Below are 20,414 nucleotides of genomic sequence, written 5' to 3'. Positions count from 1 at the left end.
ACTTAACGGTAGTTAGCACTGCCGGGAGCTCACAGGGGAGTGAGAGTTAGTGGCGGGTTCCGCTGATTTCGATCTGTACCGGCCGTCGGAGGAGCACGACATGCTCCGTGAGTCGGTGCGCTCGCTCGCCGAGGCGAAGATCGCGCCGTTCGCCGCCGCGGTGGACGAGGAGGCCCGCTTCCCGCAGGAGGCGCTCGACGCGCTGGTCGCCAACGACCTGCACGCCGTCCACGTACCGGAGGCCTACGGCGGCGCCGGCGCCGACGCGCTGGCCACCGTCATCGTGATCGAGGAGGTGGCGCGGGTGTGCGCCTCGTCCTCGCTGATCCCGGCGGTCAACAAGCTCGGCTCGCTGCCGGTGATCCTCTCCGGCTCCGAGGAGCTGAAGAAGAAGTACCTGGGCCCGCTCGCCAAGGGCGACGCGATGTTCTCGTACTGCCTGAGCGAGCCGGACGCCGGCTCCGACGCGGCCGGCATGAAGACCAAGGCCGTGCGTGACGGCGACTACTGGGTCCTCAACGGCGTCAAGCGCTGGATCACCAACGCCGGCGTCAGCGAGTACTACACGGTCATGGCCGTGACCGACCCCGAGAAGCGCTCCAGGGGCATCAGCGCGTTCGTGGTGGAGAAGGGCGACGAGGGCGTCTCCTTCGGCGCCCCGGAGAAGAAGCTCGGCATCAAGGGCTCCCCGACCCGCGAGGTCTACCTGGACAACGTCCGCATCCCCGCCGACCGCATGATCGGCGCCGAGGGCACCGGCTTCGCCACCGCCATGAAGACCCTGGACCACACCCGCATCACGATCGCGGCCCAGGCGCTCGGCATCGCCCAGGGTGCCCTGGACTACGCCAAGGGCTACGTCCAGGAGCGCAAGCAGTTCGGCAAGCCGATCGGCGACTTCCAGGGCGTCCAGTTCATGCTCGCCGACATGGCCATGAAGCTGGAGGCGGCCCGTCAGCTCACCTACGCCGCGGCCGCCCGCTCCGAGCGGATATCGGCCGGCGGCAAGGGCGAGGACCTGACCTTCTTCGGCGCCGCGGCCAAGTGCTACGCCTCCGACGCGGCCATGGAGATCACCACGGACGCCGTCCAGCTGCTCGGCGGCTACGGCTACACCCGTGACTACCCGGTCGAGCGGATGATGCGGGACGCCAAGATCACCCAGATCTACGAGGGCACCAACCAGGTGCAGCGGATCGTGATGGCGCGCAACCTCCCGCAGTAGAGCGCAGCGGGCACGGCGAAAGGGCCCCGGACCGCAGTCGCGGTTCGGGGCCCTTCGCCGTCCCGGTGCGCCGGTCAGTCGCCGGAGACCGTGACCTTCTCGTCGTTCTTCAGCTGGGTCACCAGCTGCTGGAGCTTGGCCTTGTCCCAGACGAGGTTGCCGCCGTTGCTGCCGGAGACCGGCATGTTCATCGACTTGCCGTCGCCGCCCGTGACGTCCTTCATCGCGAAGAACATCTGGCCCAGGTCCCACAGGCTCATGTCCTTGTCGACGATCAGCGTGTCCAGGCCGGCGCCCATCGTCGGGTAGAGCTTGAAGGGGTTCAGGACGGTGCCCGGGGTGGCGGTCTGGCTCGCCAGGGTGGCCAGGAACTTCTGCTGGTTCTTGGTGCGCTCCAGGTCCTGGGTCGCGAACGCGTGCCGGGTGCGGACGAAGGCGAGCGCCTGCTGGCCGTCGAGGGTCTGCTTGCCGGCCTTGAAGTCGGCGCCGGAGTCCTTGTCCTTGAACGCCTTGGGGATGTCCATCTCGACGCCGCCGATCGCGTCCACGATGTTGGCGAAGCCGGCGAAGCCGATCTCGACGTAGTGGTCGATGTGCAGCTTGGTGTTGTACTCGACGGTGCGCACCAGCAGCTCCGGCCCGTCCTCGGCGTAGGCCGCGTTGAGCTTGGTGTGCCGGCCGGTGCCCGGGTACTTCTTGCCGGAGTCGGAGCCGACGAAGGACGGGATCTCGACGTCCGAGTCGCGCGGCAGCGAGATCAGCGTCGGGCCGTTGCTGCCGTCGTGCAGGATCATCATCGAGTCGGTCCGCTTGCCCTCGGCGGAGCCGGTGTGCAGCTTCTTCTTGTCCTCGGCGGACATGCCCTCGCGGCTGTCGGAGCCGACGATCAGGTAGTTCGTGCCGTCGCCCTCCTCCGGCCGCTCGATGACCTTGCTGAGGTCGACCTGGCGGCGGAGCTTGCCGTCGGCCCAGAAGTACGTGGCGACCGAGGCGACCAGCAGCACCACGACCAGGGCGATGAGGGTCCGCTTGATGCGGCGGCCCCACTGGGGACGCGGCCGGCCGCCGCCGTAGCCGTCGTCGTAGCCACCGCCGCCACCGCGGCCGCCGCCGTAGACCTGGCCGGTGTTGTAACCGTCGTCATAGGCGTCGTCGTAGCCCTGGGACTGCTGCGGCGGCACGGTCGCTCCCCGGCGCGGGGACATCGACGGCGGCATCGCGGGCTCCTGCCGCTGATAGCCGGGGCCCGCGTCGCGCCTCACCTGGGGCATGGCGCGCGCGCCCTCCGGATCGCCGCTGCTGCCGCGTCCGTACCGGTTGCCGTTCTGGTCGCCGGACCACCCATTGGGCCACTCATTCATACCGGGAAGTGTGCATGCCACAGGGGGGTGCTCCATAGGGCGGGTGCCGGATCGGGCCAGGGCTGTTGCAGAGCTGATGCAAAGCCACGGCGGCCTTCCGCCGCATACCCGAAGGGGCCGTGACCATTCCGGCGGGGCTGAACGGAAGCATCCATTCCGGAAGGTTTCCGACGGGGACCAGGAGACCTGTGTCACGTACCGAGCGGGGCGGTGGCCCCCCGGCCGCCGCTTAGGCTGGCCGCATGACCGAACTCGTCACCAACGACCCCGACGGTGAGCTCGTGGGCAAGCCCACCTCCGTGTCCCGCATCACGCTCAGCCACATCATGACGGCCGGCGACACGAACCTGCTGGGGACCGTGCACGGTGGCGTGATCATGAAGCTCGTCGACGACGCGGCGGGCGCGGTGGCCGGGCGGCACTCCGGCGGGCCGGCCGTGACCGCCTCCATGGACGAGATGGCCTTCCTGGAACCGATCCGGATCGGCGACCTCGTCCATGTGCGCGCCCAGGTCAACTGGACCGGCCGCTCCTCGATGGAGGTCGGCGTACGGGTCCTGGCCGAGCGCTGGAACGAGTCCAGCCCGGCCCAGCAGGTCGGCTCCGCCTACCTCGTCTTCGCCGCCGTCGACGAGCACGGCAAGCCGCGCCAGGTGCCGCAGGTGCTCCCCGAGACCGAGCGGGACAAGCGCCGCTATCAGGAGGCGCAGATCCGCCGCACGCACCGCCTCGCCCGGCGCCGCGCGATCAAGGAGCTGCGCGAACGGCGCGCCGCGGAAGGCCTCGACGACGCATAACGGCCGCGGCCAGCTGCCCGAGCAGGGTCAGTCCCGCGCCGACGACGGTGCCGGCCGCCGCGCACAGCACATCGTCGATATCGGCGATCCGCCCGGCCCGCATCAGCAGCTGCGCCGTCTCGACGGCCAGGCACAGGCCCACCCCCAGCAGGAACGCCGCGGCCAGCGGGGTGCGCGGCGCCGCGAACCGCAGCAGCAGCGGTACCGGCACGAACAGCGCGGCGTTGGCCACCTGCCGCCGCACCAGCATGCCCAGCTCGCCGGGTTCGAGCTGGGCGCCCAGCTCGAACAGTCCCTCACCGGGCCGCCACCACACCGTCGCGTCCCCGGAGCCGATCGGCTGGGTCGGCGCCAGCGTCGCCACCAGGAGCACCAGCAGCCAGACCGCCAGCAGCGCCCGGGCGGTGGTGCGTGGCCGGCCGTCGGCGGGGACGGCGGCGGCCCACAGGGCGAAGGCGGCCGCCAGGGCCAGCGCCACGATGAGGAAGAGCGTCACCGTGGTGGGGGTGATGCCCAGCACAACCTGCCACACGATGCGCACCTTTCAGGAAAGTCCGGGCATACCGGACGTCAACTGCAGCTCCATTTTGTGACGTAGACCGTCTCCCCGTGCTCCATGACGCCCCGGATGCATTCGTCCGCAAGCATCTCGACCCGGCCGCTCAGCGTGACCGCGCCGCCCCGCGTCCGCCCGGTGCCGAACCAGCCGGGGAACGCGGTGATACGGACGTTCTTGCGCTGATAGCCGAGCCGCACGGAGATCTCGCCCAGGCCGGTCGCCGCTCCCTGCCGGCGGTAGGTCGCGGTGTACATGCCGTCGGCCCCCACCGGGCCACGCAGACACAGCTGGCCGCGCACCAGGTCCCCGCAGCCGGTCGGGGCGGCGGGCGCCGGGGGAGCCGCGGCGGCGGTGGCCACGACCAGGCACATCGCCGCGACGGCCACCGACACCCGGCGCGCGGAGCGGCGCGCGTCGGGACGGCTCGCGGGCGGCATGGGCGTGGTGCGACGGGGCGCGGGGACACTCATGCCGAATCCTCGCTCCGCTCGTCATCGCCTTCGCGAAGCACGCACCTCTCGATGATGAGCTCACTTCGTTCGCTCATGCCGAATCCTCGCTCCGCTCGTCATCGCCTCCGCGAAGCACGCACCTCTCGATGATGAGCTCACTTCGTTCGCTCATGCCGAATCCTCGCTCCGCTCGTCATCGCCTCCGCGAAACACGCACCTCTCGATGAGGGGCTCGCCTCGTTCGCTCATGGGCACACGGCCTCGTCGCCGGTGATCGCCGAGATCCCGCCCGGCCGCTGCCCCGGCTCCTCGGCCCGCACCCGCCGCACCGTGTGGTGCTGCCGGCCGACCGTCACCCGCATCACCGGCCCCTGCCCGGCCACCGGGCGCAGCTGTGCGCCCGGCAGCGCGGCGGCCAGCGAACGGGCCGAGCGGTCCCAGCGCGGGTCGTAGGCGATGACCGTACGGGCCACCGCGCCGGGGGAGCGGGCGGGGGCGCCGGTGACGGCGAAGCCGGTGGCCCGCAGCGCACCGGCCACCGACGCCCCAAGCCCCGCCCGGTCGCTGCCGTCGTCGACCTTCACCTTCACCTGGTCCGGCGGGACCTCCACGGCCGTGGCGGGCGGCTCCTTGTGCTCCCGGTGCACCGCGATCGGCCGGTCCTCGCGGATCGCCTGGAACAGCTTCGGCGCCCGCACCGGATCCCACCGCACCGTCGAGCCGACCCCCGGCACCGGCTGCGCCAGATCGGCCAGCGGTACGGAGGTGAACTCCGAGGACGACGGGGTGAAGCCGCGCATCGCCTGCCCGAGGTCGACCAGGTCGTTGGCCCCGAAGCCCGAGTCGGCGCGTACGGACTTGAGCATCGTGTCGGCGACGTCCTTGAAGCGGATCGGGTTCATCAGCACTCCGGAGGAGGTGATCTTGTGGATGAGGGCGGCCAGGAAGCGCTGTTGGCGCTGCATCCGGCCGAGGTCGGCGGAGCCGTCGATATGCCGCGAGCGCACGTACTGCAGCGCCCGGCCGCCGTTGAGCTGCGACTTGCCGACCGGCAGGTCCAGCCCCGTATAGCTGTCGCGCAGCGGACGCGCGGTGCAGATCTCCACCCCGCCCACCGCGTCCACGCCGTGCATGAAGCTGGTGAAGTCGACCTCCAGGTAGTGGTCGATGTGCACCCCCGTCATGTGCTCGACGGTCCGCACGGTCAGGTTGGGGCCGCCCTCCGCGTACGCCGCGTTCAGCTTGATGGCGTGCTGGGCGCGCTGCCGGCCGGTGGCGGCGTCCCGGTGGGCGGGCACCTCGGCGTAGGAGTCGCGCGGCAGGCTGACGACGCTGGCGCGGTCGCGGTCGACGGAGAGGTGCACCAGCATCAGCGTGTCGGTGCAGTGGCAGGGCGCGCCGCCCAGCCGGTACGTCCGCTTCTCCCGCGGGGTGAGCCGGTCGCGTCCGTCGGTGCCCACGACCAGGAAGTTCAGCCCGTCGCCGCCGCCCGGCCGGTTGCTCATCCCGGTGAAGGCGTCCACCCGCCCGATGCCGCGTTCCACGCCGGTCACCATCGCGTGCCCGACGCCGCTCGCGGCCAGCAGCAGCACGGACGCGACGGCACTGCTCCGCAGCCCCCACCGCGGGCCCGACGCGCGCCGGGACGCGGCCGCCCGGGCGGACCGGCGTCGCCCGGCCGGGCGGGGGGAGCGGAACGGCGCGGTCACGGGGGACACCTCCGCGGCTGGCCGGGCGTGATCGGCGCCCGGCGGGGGAGCGGTCGGGGTAGTGGTGAGTGACGAACGGGGATGAATCGGGAGAGAACACCGTAGGTCAATATGATCTGCTGCAAAGCGCCACACGCCGGTCATCGATCGCCGGGCCACCCGACCGCGTCCGACCGCGTCCCCCATTCGCGGTAACGTGAGGCGCGATACCGCAGTCACCCGGCGGGCGCCGCCGTCCCTGGCGGCTCCGTCACGGGCCGTACCCCCGAGGAACCATGCCGCAGCAGCAGCCCCCGGCCGTCTCCGTGATCATGCCGGTGCTCAATGAGGAACGTCACCTGCGCAATTCGGTCCGGCACATCCTGGAGCAGGAGTACGCCGGCGAGATGGAGGTGGTGATCGCCCTCGGCCCGTCCACGGACCGCACCGACGAGATCGCCGCCGAGCTGGTGGCCGAGGACGCCCGGGTGCACACCGTGCCGAACCCGACGGGCCGCACCCCCGCCGCGCTCAACGCCGCCATCAAGGCCTCCCGGCACCCCATCGTCGTACGCGTCGACGGCCACGGCATGCTCTCGCCGAACTACATCGCCACCGCCGTGCGCCTCCTGGAGGAGACCGGCGCGGCGAACGTCGGCGGCATCATGCACGCCGAGGGCGAGAACGCCTGGGAGGACGCGGTCGCCGCCGCGATGACCTCCAAGATCGGGGTCGGCAACGCCGCCTTCCACACGGGCGGCCAGGCCGGCCCCGCCGAGACGGTCTACCTCGGCGTCTTCCGCCGTGAGGCCCTGGAGCAGCAGGGCGGCTACAACGAGGAGTTCATCCGCGCCCAGGACTGGGAGCTGAACTTCCGCATCCGCGAGGCCGGCGACCAGATCTGGTTCTCGCCGGAGCTGAAGGTCCAGTACCGCCCGCGGCCGAGCATCAAGGCGCTGGCCAAGCAGTACAAGGACTACGGCAAGTGGCGCCATGTCGTCGCCCGCTACCACTCCGGCTCGATCAACCTGCGCTACCTGGCGCCGCCGACCGCGGTCGGCGCGATCGCCGCGGGCGTCCTCGTCGGCGCGACCCTCACACCCTGGGGCTTCGTCGTCCCGGCCGGCTACCTGGCGGCCATCACCGCGGGCTCGCTGCCCGCCGGCAAGGGACTGTCGCTCAAGGCCCGCGCCCAGATCCCGGTGGCGCTGGCCACCATGCACATGTCCTGGGGCGTCGGCTTCCTCACCAGCCCCCGCTCCCTGGCCAAGCGGGTCATCGCCAGCCGCCGCCCGGCGGTCGTGCGACCGGCGACGGGGGCGGAGTAGGCGGGTCCCGCCGGGGCGCCCCACGCGCGGGCGCCCCGCGTCCCACGGCCTTTGCGGCGGCCCCTAGGGCCGCCGCTTCGCCGCCCGCCACTCCGGCGCCGGCACCGACCACCTGACGGGACCACACATCCGCACCCCTAGAAGGTGTACTGCGGATTCACCGTCATGCAGGCCTTTTTCTCGCCGTTGAGGGCGTCCGCGCTGGCCGGGGCCTTGTCGGTGGGCTTGTCGCCGGGTTTCTTCGGGTACGTCACGCCGGCGCGCCAGTCGTTGCCGATCACCAACCGCATCCCGGTGGCCGAACTCGACTCCCGGACGGCGCTCTTGGGCAGGCCGAGCGCCTTGGCCACGGCCAGCGCGTCACCCCGCCGGGAGGCGTCGTGGTAGGTGATCGTGGTGTCGGCCTGGCTGGTGAGGACGGAGTTGGTGGCGGCCGCGGTGTAGCCGAGGCCCGCCAGTTGCCGCTGGATGTCGGAGGCGCGGCCGGAGGCCGGTCCGTTCACCGTGCTGCCGGTGCCGTTCTGCACCACGACGTTCAGCTGGCCCTTGGGAGTTGACGGCTTGGGGTCCGGCGTCGCCTTCTTCTTCTGGTCCTTGCCGTCCAGCGCGGTGTCGTTGCGCAGCATCGCGAAGGTCGTCTCCGCGTCGCCCGGCTTGGGCACGACGTACTCCTCGCCGGGGCCGTACTGCCAGGGCATGGTCACCATCGTGATGCGCTTGGTCGGCACCCGGCTCAGGTCACCGCCGAGGTCGTAGAGCTTCTTGACGGTGTCGAGGCCGTCGTCGACGGTCAGCGCCTCGGTCGCCGCCTCCGCCAGATCGCGCAGCTCCCCGGGGTTGGTGAGCTTGGCGTCCGACTTCAGCTGGCGGACCATCGAGTTCATGTACATGTGCTGGGCCTTGGCCCGGCCGATGTCGGTGTTGTCCTCGAAGCCGTAACGGGTGCGCAGCCACTGCAGGGCCTGGACGCCCTTGACGGGGTGGGTGCCCTTGGTGAGCCGCAGCCCGCTGCCGTGCCCCTTGCTGTCGTGCGAGTAGACGTTCCTGTCCACGCAGACCGGGACCCCGCCGATGGCGTCCGCCATGGACACCACGCCGGAGAAGTCGACCATCATGAAGTGGTCGATGTAGATGCCGGTCAGCTCCTGCCAGGTCGCCAGCGTGCAGCCCGGACCGCCGTGCTGGAGCGACTCGTTGATGGCACTGGTGGTCTGCGGGTAGACCTCGTGGGTCTTGGGGTCGGTGCACTTGGGGATCGTCACCCGGGTGTCCCGGGGGATGGAGATCACCGACATGTTGCTGCGGTCGGCGGAGACGTGCAGCAGCATCTGCACATCGGCCAGCGGCTTGCGGTCCGCGTCCTGCCGGGCGCCGCCGAGCTCGATGTTCTTCTTGCTGTTCCGGCCGTCCGAGCCCAGCAGCAGAATGTTGAGCGGGCTCTGGCCGAAGGCGTTGGGGTCCGGCTTCTTCAGACCGCCGCCGCCCAGGGAGCGGGGGGCCTTGCGGAGGTTGCCGTTGAGGTGCTCGTAGTACCAGTAACCGGCGCCCGCCGCGCCCACTATCAGCACGGCGAGGCTCAGGGCGGTCCAGCGCAGCGCCTTGCGGCCCTTGCCGCGGCGCGGCCGGCCCCCCTTGCGGTGGCCGCCGCCCTCGGCCGGCACGTCGCCGTCACCGGTCGGCACGTCGCCGCCCTCGGCGGGAGTCCACCCGGGGGCGTCCGGAGGCAGCCCCTTGTCCTCGTAGAGGCTGTCGTCCCAGCCCAACTCCTGTGCGTCCGGCTCGCGCCGGCGCCGCCGTGATCTGTCGCCACGCACACTGCTCTGCCGCAATTGGGCCCTCTCCCCGTTGTCAGTTCGGCGGTGCGCTCGGCGCCGTCACCGGCGGCCGGATTCCGCTCCGGTCACTTCGCGCAGACGTTCTTGTCATCCGCATTGACGTTCTGCACCCCGTCCGGGGTTTCCGTCGGCGCGTCGATCGGCGTGCCCGGCGCCTTGAAGTCCTTGCCGAGGACGAGCTTCATCGGCTCCCGGGCGCCGGCGTCCTGCGAGGACTTCTTCAGCGCGCTCTTGGGCAGGCCCATCCAGTCGGCCAGGGTCGCGGCCTGGTCGGCCTGGTTGGGCGCGTATTCCAGACGGGTGGCCGCCAGCTTGGCGGGGGCGTTGCCGGCGTTGGTGGAGAGCTTGGCGGCCTTGGTGTTCTGCAGCCAGTCCACGGTCTCCTGCGCCGAGCCGATCGGTCCGCCGCCGTTGGTCACATCGACCCGTACGAGCTCCGGCGGGGCCTTCTTGACCGCCCCCTTCTTGCCCTTCTTGTGCTTGGCCAGGGCGTGGTCGGCCCGCACCATCGCGAACAGCGGGTCGGCCTTCGCCTGGTCCAGGATGACGGTGGCCGGGTCGTTGGGGTTGTCCAGCACCGGCACCGTGGCGAAGGTGACCTTGTCGATGTCGACCTTCTTGAGGTCGGTGCCGAAGTCCAGCAGCTTGTTCGCGGTGCCGATGCCGGTGTCGACGGTCAGCGCCTTGGTCGCCGCCTGGCTGACGTCGTAGAGCTTGCCGGGGCTGGAGAACGCGTCGGACTTCAGCTTGCGGATCAGCGAGCTGAGGAACTGCTGCTGCATCTTGATCCGGTCCAGGTCGCTGCCGTACCCGATGGCGTGCCGGGTGCGGACGAACGCCAGCGCCTGCTCACCCTTGACGACGTGCCGGCCCGCCTTCAGGCGCAGATGCGACTTGGGGTCGTCGATGTCCTTGGCGGCGCAGACCTCCACGCCGTCCACCGCGTCGGTGAGCTCCTTGACCGCGTTGAAGTCGGCCATCATGAAGTGGTCGATCTTCAGTCCGGTCAGCTTCTCGACGGTGCGCCAGGTGCAGCCGGGGTCCCGGCCCTCCTGCCCCAGGCTGGTGTTGAAGCGCACCCCGTGCTCACCGGGGATGTCCTTCTTCGGACCGTCCTCGGGCCGCGTCGTGCAGTTCGGGATGTCGGTGATCAGGTCGCGCGGGATGCTCAGCGCGGTGGCGTTCGACCGGTCCTTGGAGATGTGCATCAGGATCGTGGTGTCCGCGTGCCCGACGCTGCCGGCGTCGCCGTAGCCGGAGTTGCCCTTGCCGGAGCGGGCGTCCGTCCCGATGATCAGCAGGTTCACCGGCCCGTCGGACACCGCGTCGTTCTCCACGCCGACGTCGACCTTGGAGATGTTGCCGTTCAGCTGCTGGTAGAGGTAGAACGCGCCGCCGCCGACGGCGACGAGCACGAAGCCCAGCACGCCGGACGTCCAGTACAGCGCCTTCTTCTTGCCCGACGCCTTCGGCTTGCGCTTGCGCCGCCCGGCCGGGCCCGCCGCGGCCGGCGACGCCGTCGCCGTACGGCCGGCCGCCCGGCGCGCCGCGGCCCTGCCGCCGGCGGGGCGCTCGCCCGCGCCGTCCTCGGGGCGCTCGCCGCGGCGGCCGCGCTGGGTCGGCAGCGGGCGGGTGTCGGTGTCACCGACCTCGCCGCGCTGCTGCCGCGCGGCGCGTCTGGAACCGGGCGCCTTGCGGTCGGAAGGCCGAGCGGGGGCTTGACCGGCGGGGTCAAGCCGCAGCTCGTAATTGCCGGTGTTCGGATCGAACACCCACTGATCGGCGGGGTCGACGTTGTCGTCGCCCGCCCGCCCACGGCCTTGCGCGTCCACGGTGCCTTGAGTCCTCCGTCGGTGCCACGCGGCGCCATCCCCTCAAGGCGCTCGGTAGGTCGATCGTGCAGTGCATGTCAATGGTGCATGGTCGTCGGTCAGCCAAACGTGCGGACCGGATCGCTCACACTATCCGCCCAGTTCAGCGCCCCGCGACGCGCGTGACAAATTCCACTGACCTACAACTGGGCAATCCGCCCAATCCATTCGAGTACCCGGGCGTACTTTGCGGCATCTTTATTCGCAGATCCCGTGTTCCGCGGTCGTCCCGGGAAAGGTCGGGCCCGAACTCGCCGACGGCGCGGGGGAGGCCGCCGGCTTGTCGTCCGGTGATCCGCTTCCGGCGCGCAGGGGCTCCTCACCGGCGTCCCGCGTGGGCTGCACCGTGACCGGAAGATCGCTGCGCAGCTGCCCGAAGAGTCGGCCGGCATCCGGTTGCACCAGCTCATCGCGGTTGGGGTCATAGCGGTACTCCTGACGTGGCACGGTCAGGAACTGGACCCGCTCGGTGGGAATGCCGCGGGTGCTGCGCACCAATTCGTACAGGCCCCGCAGGGAGGCCAGCCCGGGATCCGTGGTCAGAGAACTCGTCGCGGCATCCAGCACCGGATACAGCCGGGTCGGATTGAGCAGGACACCATTACTCTGCACTTTCTTCACGAGAGCACCAAGAAATCGCTGTTGTCTCTCCATGCGCTGGGTGTCACTGCCGTTGCCCAAGCTCTTTCGCGCCCGTACGTATCCGAGCGCGTCCTCGCCGTGCAGTGTCTGCCGGCCCGCGGGCAGCCTGAGGTGCGCCTCGTCGTCGCGAACGGCCTGCGGCAGGCAGACCTCCACGCCGTCCACCGCGTCCACCATCTTCTTGAAGCCGACGAAGTCGATGATCATGTAGTGGTCGATCCGGATCCGGGTCGCCTTCTCGGCCGTACGGATCGCGCAGGCCGCGCCGCCGAAGGCGAACGCCCAGTTGAACTGGGCGGTCTGCGGTGCGGACTCCCCGCCGTCGGCGCGTTTGCAGTGCGGCACCGTCACCATCAGATCGCGCGGGATGCTGACCGCGGTGGCGCTCTTCCGGTCCGCCGCCAGGTGCAGCAGGATCGTGGTGTCCGAGCGCTGGCCGCGGCTGCGGCCGTATTTGCCGTTGCCGCCCTGGCGGCTGTCCGAGCCGATCAGCAGCAGGTTCTGCGCGTTCGGCGGGCCGGCGGGAGGCCGCTCGGACTCCCACTTGCGCAGCTCCCGCTCGGTGGCGCTGTCGGTGTGGATGTTGCTGCTGAGCTTGGCGTACAGCGCCCAGCCGGCACCGGCCCCGGCCAGTACGGTGCCGGCCGCCCCCGCCGCGGCCCAGCGCCGCCAGCGCCTGCGGCGGGGCGGCCCCGGCCGGTCCGGTTCCGGCCCCCCGGCCGGGTGCTCGGCCCGGCCGGGGGGCCTGGGGGGCTCGGGGGTGTCGGTCACCTGGCGTCCATCCCTCACGGAGTCGGCATCGCGCCCGCCCGCGGGGCCCGGCGGAACAGCAGACGGACAAACCCCGCATGGTGGTACGTAACTTAAGATCATGGACCGAAACGGTCGTACCGTCCCGCAAGGTGCGGGGTCCCTCCCCCGTCCGGAGGACGCGGGAGGGGACGCGGGGAGGAAGAGGGAGCCCTCAGGCCGCCGGCGGCGCCCTGAACGTGATCTTCTCGCTGGTCTCGCGGGTCGCCGCGGCCTCGGCGCCCAGCCGGTCGAGATGGCGGCACAGCACCACCGAGCCGCCGGTCGCCAGCGGCGCGTACAGCCCGTACGACAGGCCCTGCCAGGTGTCGTACCCCAGCCCCGACAGCACCCGCGGCGCATCCGGCATCCCGGCCGCGCCCGCGTCGGCCAGCGCGCGCGCCCCGATCCCGGCGCCGGTCAGCTCCTCGCCGCCGACGGACAGCGCCACCGCGCCCGGGTCCACCGGCGCGAACGGCGCGAAGCGGTCGCCCTGGCCGGGCACCTCCACCGCGTAGTCGGCGAAGCCCTCGGGAGGCTGGGGGAAGCGGCCGCCCAGCGGGCGCAGCGCCAGCGCCACCCGCTCTCCGGAGCACGCCCGCGCCGCATCGAGCCGGTCGGGTCCGGCGACGACGAGGTCGGCGGCGGCCGGGTCGCCGCCCACGTCCGCGACCACGCCCACCGACGAACAGGCCAGCAGCCATACGGCGGTCTGCCAGTGCGCGGGCAGCAGCAGCGCGAGCCGGTCGCCGGGCTCGGCGGCCAGATCGCCCTGGAGGTAGTTGGCGGTCTTGGCCACCCAATTGGCGAAGGTCGCGACGGACAGTTCCACGCGCTCGCCAGTGGCGTCGTCGTAGAAGGTCACCAGCGGGCGGGCCGGGTCCGCGGCGAGCGCGGAACCCAGCAGGTCGGCGGGGGTGCGATCGGTGGCGTTCATCGCCGCCAGAGTACGCGCGGCACACCACCGGCGACGGCCCGGGCACCGGGGGAGCGGGCCACCGGATCGGCCGATGCGCCGTCAGATCCGCGTTGGCGCGTTCCGTCCGGCCGTGTTCACGATGGTGCCCATGCGCCCCTTCCTCGCGAGCTGCCTCGGCGCGGCGTGCACCGCCGCCATCGCCCTGCCCTTCGCGCCGGACGCCGGAGCCGCCGCCGGCCGGCCGCCCTCCCCGACTACGGTGCGCGCCGGCGATCTGCCGGGCAGCACCCAGTCCCTACCGGTGGCGGTGCTCGGCGCGGTGGCCCCGCAGAGCACCGACCGCGACACCGCCGCCGCGTCCCGGACACTCGGTCTGCCGGCCCGCACCGTACGGCCGTTCTCCCTCCTCGGGGTCGTCTGGGACGACGCCGGCGCCGCGTTGCACGGCCGGGTCCAGGTCCGTGCCCGCGCCACCGGCAGCGGCGCCTGGTCCGGCTGGCAGGACGTCCAGACCCACAACGACGACGTCCCCGACCCCGGCGCCGCCGAACGCCGTGACAGCGGCGTACGGGGCAGTACCGCGCCCCTGTGGGTCGGCGACTCCGACGGCGTCCAACTGCGCATCACCCCCGAGTCCGGCGACCGCGCACCCTCCGCCCCTCCGGCCGGACTCCGGCTGGAACTCGTCGACCCCGGCACCCGGCCGGGCACCGACCGCGGCGCGCAGGCCGACCCCCCGACCCCGCTCACCCCCGAAGCCACCGCGGCCTCCGCCGCCAACGCCCCGCTCGCCCCCCTCGGCGCCACCGAGATCCCCGCCCTCGACCAGGCCGCCTCCCAGGCCGACGCCGCGGCCGTGGAAGGCTCGCCGCCGGGGCCCACCCACGTCGGACCGCGCCCGCGGATCGTCACCCGGGCCGGCTGGGGCGCCGACGAGCGGCTGCGCGAGAAGGCCTTCATCCACACCCGCACCGTGCGCGCCGCCTTCATCCACCACAGCGGATCGGGCAACAACTACACCTGCGCACAGGCCCCTTCACTGATCCGCGCCATGTACCGCTTCCACGTCAAGAGCAACCACTGGCGGGACATCGGCTACAACTTCCTCGTCGACAAGTGCGGCACGGTCTACGAGGGCCGCGCGGGCGGCGTCGCCAAGCCCGTCATGGGCGCCCACACCCTCGGCTTCAACTCCGACAGCACCGGCATCGCCATCCTCGGCGCGTTCACCGGCACCGAGCCGCCCAAGCCCGCCGTCGACGCGGTCTCCAAACTGGCGGCCTGGAAACTCGGCCTCCACGGCGTCGATCCGCGCGGCACCGTCCAGATGCTGTCCGGCGGCGGCAACCGCTACCCCAAGGGCGCCAAGGTCCAGATGCACACCATCGCCGGCCACCGGGACGGCTTCCACACCGACTGCCCCGGCGCCCGCCTCTACAACAAACTCGCCACCGCCCGCGTCGCCGCCGCGCACCTACAGGGCCGCTGACCCGTTTTCAGCCGGTCGAGGCGGCACCTGGGGGTTTGCGCAGGTCTGCCGAGGTGCAGGCTTAGTCACCACTGAACCGTTTCTGCCGTGGACACGTCTTAGCGACCACGACGTGTGCGCCCCGCGGCCTTGCGCGTCCCGCCTCGGGCGACCGGAAAGCCGTCTGCCTACACTGGTCGGCCGGTCGGCCGACCCCAGCAGGAAGCAGTGAAGACACCGTGAGCGTCGCACGTGCAGCCGCCGGCAGCAGTCGGCGACGAGAGCCGCACCGCTGCTCCCTCCTTGCCCGCCATCGGGCAGGAGGGGCCCAGCGGGCGGAGAAGCGAAGCGAACAGAGGACACAGTGACAGAAGCGATCCTCCTGGTCGGCGGCAAGGGCACCCGGCTGCGACCGCTGACGGTGCACACGCCCAAGCCCATGGTCCCGGCGGCCGGTGTGCCGTTCCTGACCCACCAGCTGGCCCGCGCCCGGGCCGCCGGCGTCGAGCACATCGTCCTCGCCACCTCCTACCTCGCCGAGGTCTTCGAGCCGTACTTCGGCGACGGATCGTCGCTCGGCCTGCACCTGGAGTACGTCACCGAACAGGAGCCGCTGGGCACCGGCGGCGCCATCCGCAACGTCGCCGAGCGGCTGCACTCCGCCCCCGGCGACCCCGTGCTGATCTTCAACGGCGACATCCTCACCGGCCTGGACATCGCCGCCCTCGTCGACACCCACCGCACCTGCGGCGCCGACGTCTCCCTGCACCTGACCCGGGTCGAGGACCCGCGCGCCTTCGGCCTGGTGCCCACCGACGACACCGGCCGGGTCACCGCCTTCCTGGAGAAGCCGCAGACCGCCGAGGAGATCGTCACCGACCAGATCAACGCCGGCGCCTACGTCTTCAACCGGTCGGTCATCGACACCATCCCGGCCGGCCGCCCGGTCTCCGTCGAACGCGAGACCTTCCCCGGACTGCTCGCCGACGGCGCCCACCTCCAGGGCATGGTCGACTCCACCTACTGGCTCGACCTCGGCACCCCGCAGGCCTTCGTCCGCGGCTCCGCCGACCTGGTCCTGGGCCGCGCCCCGTCCCCGGCGGTGCCCGGCCGCCACGGCGAGGCCCTGGCCCTGGAGACCGCCGAGGTCGCCGCGGACGCCAAGCTCAGCGGCGGCACCGTCGTCGGCCCGCGCACCGTCGTCGGCGCCGGCGCCCGGATCCACGGCAGCGCCGTCCTCGAAGGCGCGGTCGTCGAAGAGGGCGCCCAGATCAACGACTCGCTGATCGGCGCCGGGGCCCGGATCGGCGCCCGCACGGTCCTCGACGGCGCGGTCATCGGCGACGGCGCGACGATCGGCGCCGACAACGAGCTGCGCGACGGCATCCGCATCTGGTGCGACGCCGACATCCCGGCCGGCTCGGTGCGGTTCTCCTCCGACCAGTAGCCCGCAGCGGCCCCACCACGCGGCCGGCGCGTCGCCTACGCTGGCCGCATGCCCGCCCGTACCTGGGTCCCGCCCGGCCCGTTCGACCTGCACCGCACGCTGGGGGTGCTGCAGCGCGGCCCGGGCGACCCCGCGTTCGCGGTGCGCGGCGGCGAGCTGTGGCGGGCCTGCCGCACCCCCGAGGGGGCCGGCACCCTGCGCCTGGCCGCCCGCCCGGCCGCCGGCGAGATCGAGGCCGAGGCCTGGGGTCCGGGCGCCGACTGGCTGCTGGAGCGGCTGCCCGACCTGCTGGGCGAGCACGACGACCCCGCGCGGCTGACCGCCCGCCACCGCATCGTGCACGAGGCGCGCCGCCGCCACCCCGGCGTCCGGCTCGCCCGGACCGGCCTGGTCCTGGAGTCGCTGATCCCCTCGATCCTGGAGCAGAAGGTCACCAGCGACGAGGCCTACCGCGCCTGGCGGCTGCTGCTCCAGAGGCACGGCGAGCCGGCCCCCGGCCCCTGGGAGCGGATGCGGGTGATGCCCGACCCGCGCGCCTGGGCGCTGATCCCCTCCTGGGAGTGGCACCGCGCCGGCGTCGACGCCAAGCGTTCCTCGGCGATCCTGCGCGCGGTACGGGCCGCGCGCCGGATGGAGGAGGCCGCGCGGATGGACCTCGCCGACGCCACCCGCCGGCTGACGGCGATACCGGGCATCGGCCCGTGGACCGCCGCCGAGACCCTCCAGCGGGCCCTGGGCGCGCCGGACGCGATCACGGTCGGCGACCTCCATCTGCCGAAGATCATCGGCTATGCGCTCACCGGCCGCCGCGGTACCACCGACGAGCAGATGCTCGCACTCCTCGCGCCCTACGAGGGCCAGCGGCACCGCGCCGCCCGGCTGATCCTGCTCTCCGGCATCACCCCGCCGCGGCGGGCGCCGCGCTTCCCGGTAGGGGACATCGCCCGCCTGTGACGGGGCGGCTCAGCGCACCACGACGAAGTCGTCGGCGGCGCGCGGCGGCCGCTCCTTCGGCGCCCCGGCCGGGCGCCCGATGGCCACCGCGCCCATCGGCTCCCAGTTCTCCGGCAGCCCGAGGACGTCCCGTACGACGTCCCGGCAGAACATCGTCGACGACACCCAGGCGGAGCCCAGCTGCTCGCCCGCCAGCGCCACCAGGAAGTTCTGGATCCCGGCGCCGCCGGCCACGAGGAACATCTCCCGCTCCGCCGCGGCGCGCCGCGCGTCGGGGTAGCTGTGCGCGCCGTCCGCGACCACGCACGGCACCGCCAGATACGGGGCGTTGCGCAGCACGTCGCCGCGCCGCACCCGCTTGGCGATGGACTCCGGCGACTTGCCGTCGGCACGCAGATCGGCGATCCACGCCTCCCGCATGGCGTCCAGCAGTCGCCGCCGCACCTCGGCCGACTCCAGCAGCACGAACCGCCACGGTGTGGTGTGGTGCGGCGCCGGTGCGGTGATCGCCGCCGCCACCGCCCGGCGCACCGCCCCGGGATCGACCGGCTCGTCGGTGAACGCCCGGACCGTGCGCCGCAGCGTCACCGCCTCCCGTACGGCCTCCGAGGTGCCCAGCCGGAACATGTCGCTCCCGGCGTCGCGCACCAGCGCGCGCGCCCCGTCGCCGTCGCCCGCCGGCTCGACGACGTGCCCCAGCCCGCGCACCACCGCGACCGGCAGCCCGGTCGCCTTGCCCTTGACCAGGTCGCCCGCCGCGGCCAGTTCGTCCGCGGTGGCCACCACCGTCGCGCTGAGCGGATTGCCGTACGCGTCCGTGCCGCCGCGCAGGTCGTCCAGCACCCGCACACCGGCCGCCCCGATGGCGACGTCGGTCAGGCCGGCGCGCCAGGGCCGCCCGAAGGTGTCGCTGACGACCACCCCGACGTCCACGCCGAGCGCGGTGCGCAGGCCCGCCCGGATGGCGCGGGCCGAGGCGTCCGGATCCTCGGGCAGCAACAGCACCGTCCCGGCCCGCGTGTTGGAGGCGTCGACGCCGGCCGCCGCCATCACCAGGCCCTGCCGGTTCTGCACGATCCGCAGCGTGCCCCGGCGGGCCACCACCCGCACCGTCTCCCGGTCGATCGCCGCCTCCCGGTCGGTGGCCTCCAGCACCCGACCCTCGGCCTTGCTGACGATCTTCGAGGTCACCAACAGCACATCGCCGTCGGCGAGTTGCGGCAGGCCGTCGGCGGTCGCCGCGGCGGCGATCAGCTTGACCAGGTCGTCACCGGGCCGTACCTCGGGCATCCCCGGCAGCGCCCACACCCGATACCCGGGCACCTGCTCCGCACTCATGCCGCCACCTCGCTCCGCCCGGCCCCGCACGCGCGCGGCGCGCCGCCGCCCATGGCTCGCTCGCTCACGACGCGCGGACCTCCTCGGCCAGCGCCAGCGCCTCGCGGGCCATCGCGGCCGTGGCGTCCAGGTCCGTCATCATCAGCGGCACGGCGCGGCAGCGGATCCCGGCGGCCGCCACTTCCTGGACCGCGCCCGCGTCGACGGAGTCGACCAGCCAGCCGTGCAGCAGCCCCGTACCGCCCGCGCCCCGCTCCTCGCCGTCCCGCGCCGAAAGCGGCCTCGCCGCGCCGTAATGCCGGGCCACGGCCGCCGCCGTCGACTCCACCCCCACCGCGGCCAGCACCTTGTCGGCCATACCGCGCACGGGGGCGTCCCCGACGATCGGGGAGAGGCCGATCACCGGCACCCCGGCCTCGGCGATCGCCTCGCGGATGCCCGGCACCGCCAGGATCGTGCCGACGCTGACGACGGGGTTGGACGGCGGGAAGAGCACCACGTCCGCCTCGGCGATCGCCTCCAGCACGCCCGGCGCCGGCTTGGCCTGGTCGGCGCCGACCGGCACCACGGCGTGCGCGGGCACCGAGGCGCGCAGCCGCACCCAGTACTCCTGGAAATGGATCGCCCTGCGCTCGCCGTCTTCGTCGACCGCGACATGGGTCTCGATCCGGTCGTCGGACATCGGCAGCAGCCGCACCCCGGGCTGCCAGCGGTCGCACAGCGCCTCGGTGACGGCGCTGAGCGGATAGCCGGCGCTCAGCATCTGGGTGCGCACGATGTGCGTGGCGAAGTCCCGGTCGCCGAGCCCGAACCACTCGGGGCCGACGCCGTAGGCGGCCAACTCCTCCTTCACCCGGAAGGTTTCGTCGGCACGGCCCCAGCCCTGCTCCTCGTTGATGCCGCCGCCGAGGGTGTACATCACGGTGTCGAGGTCGGGACACACTTTGAGCCCGAACAGATGGATGTCGTCGCCGGTGTTGCCGATGACGGTGATGTCCGCGTCCGGAGCCGCTGCCTTCAGTCCCCGCAGAAAGCGGGCGCCGCCGATACCGCCGGCCAGAACCACGATTCGCATGACCCCAGGATGTCAGGGGCCCGCGACCGTGCGTCAGGGGGCCGGTACCTCGGGCGAGGCGGCCGCGGCCCGGTCGGCGGCGGCCTGGCTCGGGTGCATCGGCATGTCGGTCAGGCCCGGGAAGTACACGTGCAGGCTGACGGCCGGCGTGAGCGAGTCGTTGACGACCTCGTGCACATAGCCGGGGGCGAACACCCGCTGGGCGCCGGCCGCCAGCGTGCGCGGCCCGGTCTCGACGCGCTCGGTCAACTCGCCTTCCAGGACGGTCAGTACGCCGGAGGACGCCCCGTGGTCGTGCCGGCCGCTGCCCTGGCCGGGCACCCAGCTCAGCAGCCAGACCTCATAGCCCGGGCCGGTGCGCAGCCGGTGGTACCAGCGGGTGGTGGCGTCGTAGCGGACCAGCGGGGCCCACGCGGCACGGTCGGCGGCGATCGAGCGGGCCAGCCCGGCGAAGCCGGCGACGGTGGCCGGGTGCGCGGGGACGGGCGGCAGCAGGTGGGGGATGGCGAGGGGGTCGCCGGCGATCTGGACGTCGCTGTTCATCGGTGTCGGGTTCCTCGGCGGAAGTGCTGGGGTGGCGCGCCCGGGGCGGCGCGGAAGGGGTGCGGCACGGCGCGGGCGTTCCCTGTGGGGGGCACGGCGCGGTGGTCGCGAGGCAGAGGTGCT

At 72.7% G+C, this 20,414-nt stretch carries 17 protein-coding genes; 6 read left to right on the top strand and 11 right to left on the bottom strand.

What is annotated here, in order from left to right; all coding sequences use genetic code 11:
- The first annotated feature begins 49 nt into the window (after positions 1 to 49).
- Positions 50 to 1,225, top strand: coding sequence for an acyl-CoA dehydrogenase (locus WAB15_RS16890; protein WP_393499870.1), 1,176 nt, complete (start codon positions 50 to 52; stop codon positions 1,223 to 1,225).
- Positions 1,226 to 1,299: 74 nt separating this feature from the next.
- Here WAB15_RS16890 and WAB15_RS16885 read toward each other — a convergent pair whose 3' ends face one another.
- Positions 1,300 to 2,586, bottom strand: coding sequence for an LCP family protein (locus WAB15_RS16885; protein WP_407286759.1), 1,287 nt, complete (start codon positions 2,584 to 2,586; stop codon positions 1,300 to 1,302).
- A gap of 242 nt (positions 2,587 to 2,828) precedes the next feature.
- On the opposite strand from WAB15_RS16885, the gene WAB15_RS16880 reads away from it, so the two are divergent.
- Positions 2,829 to 3,383 carry an acyl-CoA thioesterase gene (locus WAB15_RS16880; RefSeq protein ID WP_399150898.1) on the top strand — a complete coding sequence of 185 codons (555 nt, stop codon included), beginning with the start codon at positions 2,829 to 2,831 and terminating at the stop codon, positions 3,381 to 3,383.
- On the opposite strand, the gene WAB15_RS16875 is transcribed toward WAB15_RS16880, so the two are convergent.
- The 3 genes from WAB15_RS16875 to WAB15_RS16865 all read right to left on the bottom strand — a co-directional run bounded on the left by WAB15_RS16875 (position 3,334) and on the right by WAB15_RS16865 (position 6,103).
- Entirely contained in the window at positions 3,334 to 3,915 is a 582-nt protein-coding gene (locus tag WAB15_RS16875) for a VanZ family protein (RefSeq protein ID WP_407286758.1), read from the bottom strand. The genes WAB15_RS16880 and WAB15_RS16875 overlap by 50 nt on opposite strands.
- A gap of 38 nt (positions 3,916 to 3,953) precedes the next feature.
- Positions 3,954 to 4,412 carry a hypothetical protein gene (locus WAB15_RS16870; RefSeq protein ID WP_407286757.1) on the bottom strand — a complete coding sequence of 153 codons (459 nt, stop codon included), beginning with the start codon at positions 4,410 to 4,412 and terminating at the stop codon, positions 3,954 to 3,956.
- Positions 4,413 to 4,639: 227 nt separating this feature from the next.
- Complete coding sequence (locus WAB15_RS16865) at positions 4,640 to 6,103, bottom strand: LCP family protein (protein ID WP_407286756.1); 1,464 nt, start codon at positions 6,101 to 6,103, stop codon at positions 4,640 to 4,642.
- Positions 6,104 to 6,378: 275 nt separating this feature from the next.
- Here WAB15_RS16865 and WAB15_RS16860 point away from each other — a divergent pair, with 275 nt between their 5' ends.
- Positions 6,379 to 7,410, top strand: coding sequence for a glycosyltransferase family 2 protein (locus WAB15_RS16860; RefSeq protein ID WP_399150894.1), 1,032 nt, complete (start codon positions 6,379 to 6,381; stop codon positions 7,408 to 7,410).
- Between the two features lie 137 nt (positions 7,411 to 7,547).
- Here WAB15_RS16860 and WAB15_RS16855 read toward each other — a convergent pair whose 3' ends face one another.
- The 4 genes from WAB15_RS16855 to WAB15_RS16840 all read right to left on the bottom strand — a co-directional run bounded on the left by WAB15_RS16855 (position 7,548) and on the right by WAB15_RS16840 (position 13,484).
- Positions 7,548 to 9,239: an LCP family protein gene (locus WAB15_RS16855; RefSeq protein WP_407286755.1), complete on the bottom strand. Its 1,692-nt coding sequence runs from the start codon at positions 9,237 to 9,239 to the stop codon at positions 7,548 to 7,550.
- A 71-nt stretch (positions 9,240 to 9,310) separates the two neighbouring features.
- On the bottom strand, positions 9,311 to 11,077 hold the full coding sequence (locus WAB15_RS16850; protein WP_399150892.1) for an LCP family protein: 1,767 nt from the start codon (positions 11,075 to 11,077) through the stop codon (positions 9,311 to 9,313).
- A gap of 237 nt (positions 11,078 to 11,314) precedes the next feature.
- A complete protein-coding gene (locus WAB15_RS16845; RefSeq protein WP_407286754.1) occupies positions 11,315 to 12,529 on the bottom strand; it encodes an LCP family protein in 1,215 nt (404 codons plus the stop codon).
- Positions 12,530 to 12,722: 193 nt separating this feature from the next.
- Positions 12,723 to 13,484 (bottom strand): TIGR03089 family protein, encoded by a 762-nt coding sequence (locus WAB15_RS16840; RefSeq protein WP_399150890.1) that lies wholly within the window; start codon positions 13,482 to 13,484, stop codon positions 12,723 to 12,725.
- A gap of 130 nt (positions 13,485 to 13,614) precedes the next feature.
- Between WAB15_RS16840 and WAB15_RS16835 the strand changes: the two genes are divergently transcribed.
- From WAB15_RS16835 to WAB15_RS16825, 3 genes are all read left to right on the top strand, one after another.
- Entirely contained in the window at positions 13,615 to 14,955 is a 1,341-nt protein-coding gene (locus tag WAB15_RS16835; RefSeq protein WP_399150889.1) for an N-acetylmuramoyl-L-alanine amidase, read from the top strand.
- A 343-nt stretch (positions 14,956 to 15,298) separates the two neighbouring features.
- Positions 15,299 to 16,381, top strand: a complete 1,083-nt coding sequence (locus WAB15_RS16830) for a sugar phosphate nucleotidyltransferase (protein WP_399150888.1) — start codon at positions 15,299 to 15,301, stop codon at positions 16,379 to 16,381.
- 48 nt (positions 16,382 to 16,429) lie between these two features.
- A complete protein-coding gene (locus WAB15_RS16825; RefSeq protein ID WP_399150887.1) occupies positions 16,430 to 17,335 on the top strand; it encodes a DNA-3-methyladenine glycosylase family protein in 906 nt (301 codons plus the stop codon).
- Positions 17,336 to 17,344: 9 nt separating this feature from the next.
- Here WAB15_RS16825 and WAB15_RS16820 read toward each other — a convergent pair whose 3' ends face one another.
- The 3 genes from WAB15_RS16820 to WAB15_RS16810 form a co-directional block, all read right to left on the bottom strand.
- Positions 17,345 to 18,673, bottom strand: a complete 1,329-nt coding sequence (locus tag WAB15_RS16820; protein WP_407286753.1) for a coenzyme F420-0:L-glutamate ligase — start codon at positions 18,671 to 18,673, stop codon at positions 17,345 to 17,347.
- A gap of 64 nt (positions 18,674 to 18,737) precedes the next feature.
- Positions 18,738 to 19,748, bottom strand: a complete 1,011-nt coding sequence (gene cofD / locus WAB15_RS16815) for a 2-phospho-L-lactate transferase (protein WP_407286752.1) — start codon at positions 19,746 to 19,748, stop codon at positions 18,738 to 18,740.
- Between the two features lie 33 nt (positions 19,749 to 19,781).
- Positions 19,782 to 20,291 (bottom strand): cysteine dioxygenase, encoded by a 510-nt coding sequence (locus WAB15_RS16810; RefSeq protein WP_407286751.1) that lies wholly within the window; start codon positions 20,289 to 20,291, stop codon positions 19,782 to 19,784.
- Between the last annotated feature and the right edge of the window lie 123 nt (positions 20,292 to 20,414).

It is taken from the genome of Streptomyces sirii (assembly GCF_045690365.1).
In the GTDB taxonomy this organism is placed as follows: domain Bacteria; phylum Actinomycetota; class Actinomycetes; order Streptomycetales; family Streptomycetaceae; genus Streptomyces; species Streptomyces sirii.
Note: the sequence above shows the minus strand (reverse complement) of the source record. Positions and strands in the feature narration are given on the sequence as shown.

What these genes read in the sequence shown, in the direction of transcription:
- WAB15_RS16885 (WP_407286759.1), bottom strand. Translation starts at nt 2,586, where the DNA reads ATGAATGAGTGGCCCAATGGGTGGTCCGGCGACCAGAACGGCAACCGG.
- WAB15_RS16880 (WP_399150898.1), top strand. Translation starts at nt 2,829, where the DNA reads ATGACCGAACTCGTCACCAACGACCCCGACGGTGAGCTCGTGGGCAAG.
- WAB15_RS16870 (WP_407286757.1), bottom strand. Translation starts at nt 4,412, where the DNA reads ATGAGTGTCCCCGCGCCCCGTCGCACCACGCCCATGCCGCCCGCGAGC.
- WAB15_RS16860 (WP_399150894.1), top strand. Translation starts at nt 6,379, where the DNA reads ATGCCGCAGCAGCAGCCCCCGGCCGTCTCCGTGATCATGCCGGTGCTC.
- WAB15_RS16840 (WP_399150890.1), bottom strand. Translation starts at nt 13,484, where the DNA reads ATGAACGCCACCGATCGCACCCCCGCCGACCTGCTGGGTTCCGCGCTC.
- WAB15_RS16835 (WP_399150889.1), top strand. Translation starts at nt 13,615, where the DNA reads ATGCGCCCCTTCCTCGCGAGCTGCCTCGGCGCGGCGTGCACCGCCGCC.
- WAB15_RS16825 (WP_399150887.1), top strand. Translation starts at nt 16,430, where the DNA reads ATGCCCGCCCGTACCTGGGTCCCGCCCGGCCCGTTCGACCTGCACCGC.
- WAB15_RS16820 (WP_407286753.1), bottom strand. Translation starts at nt 18,673, where the DNA reads ATGAGTGCGGAGCAGGTGCCCGGGTATCGGGTGTGGGCGCTGCCGGGG.
- cofD (WP_407286752.1), bottom strand. Translation starts at nt 19,748, where the DNA reads ATGCGAATCGTGGTTCTGGCCGGCGGTATCGGCGGCGCCCGCTTTCTG.
- WAB15_RS16810 (WP_407286751.1), bottom strand. Translation starts at nt 20,291, where the DNA reads ATGAACAGCGACGTCCAGATCGCCGGCGACCCCCTCGCCATCCCCCAC.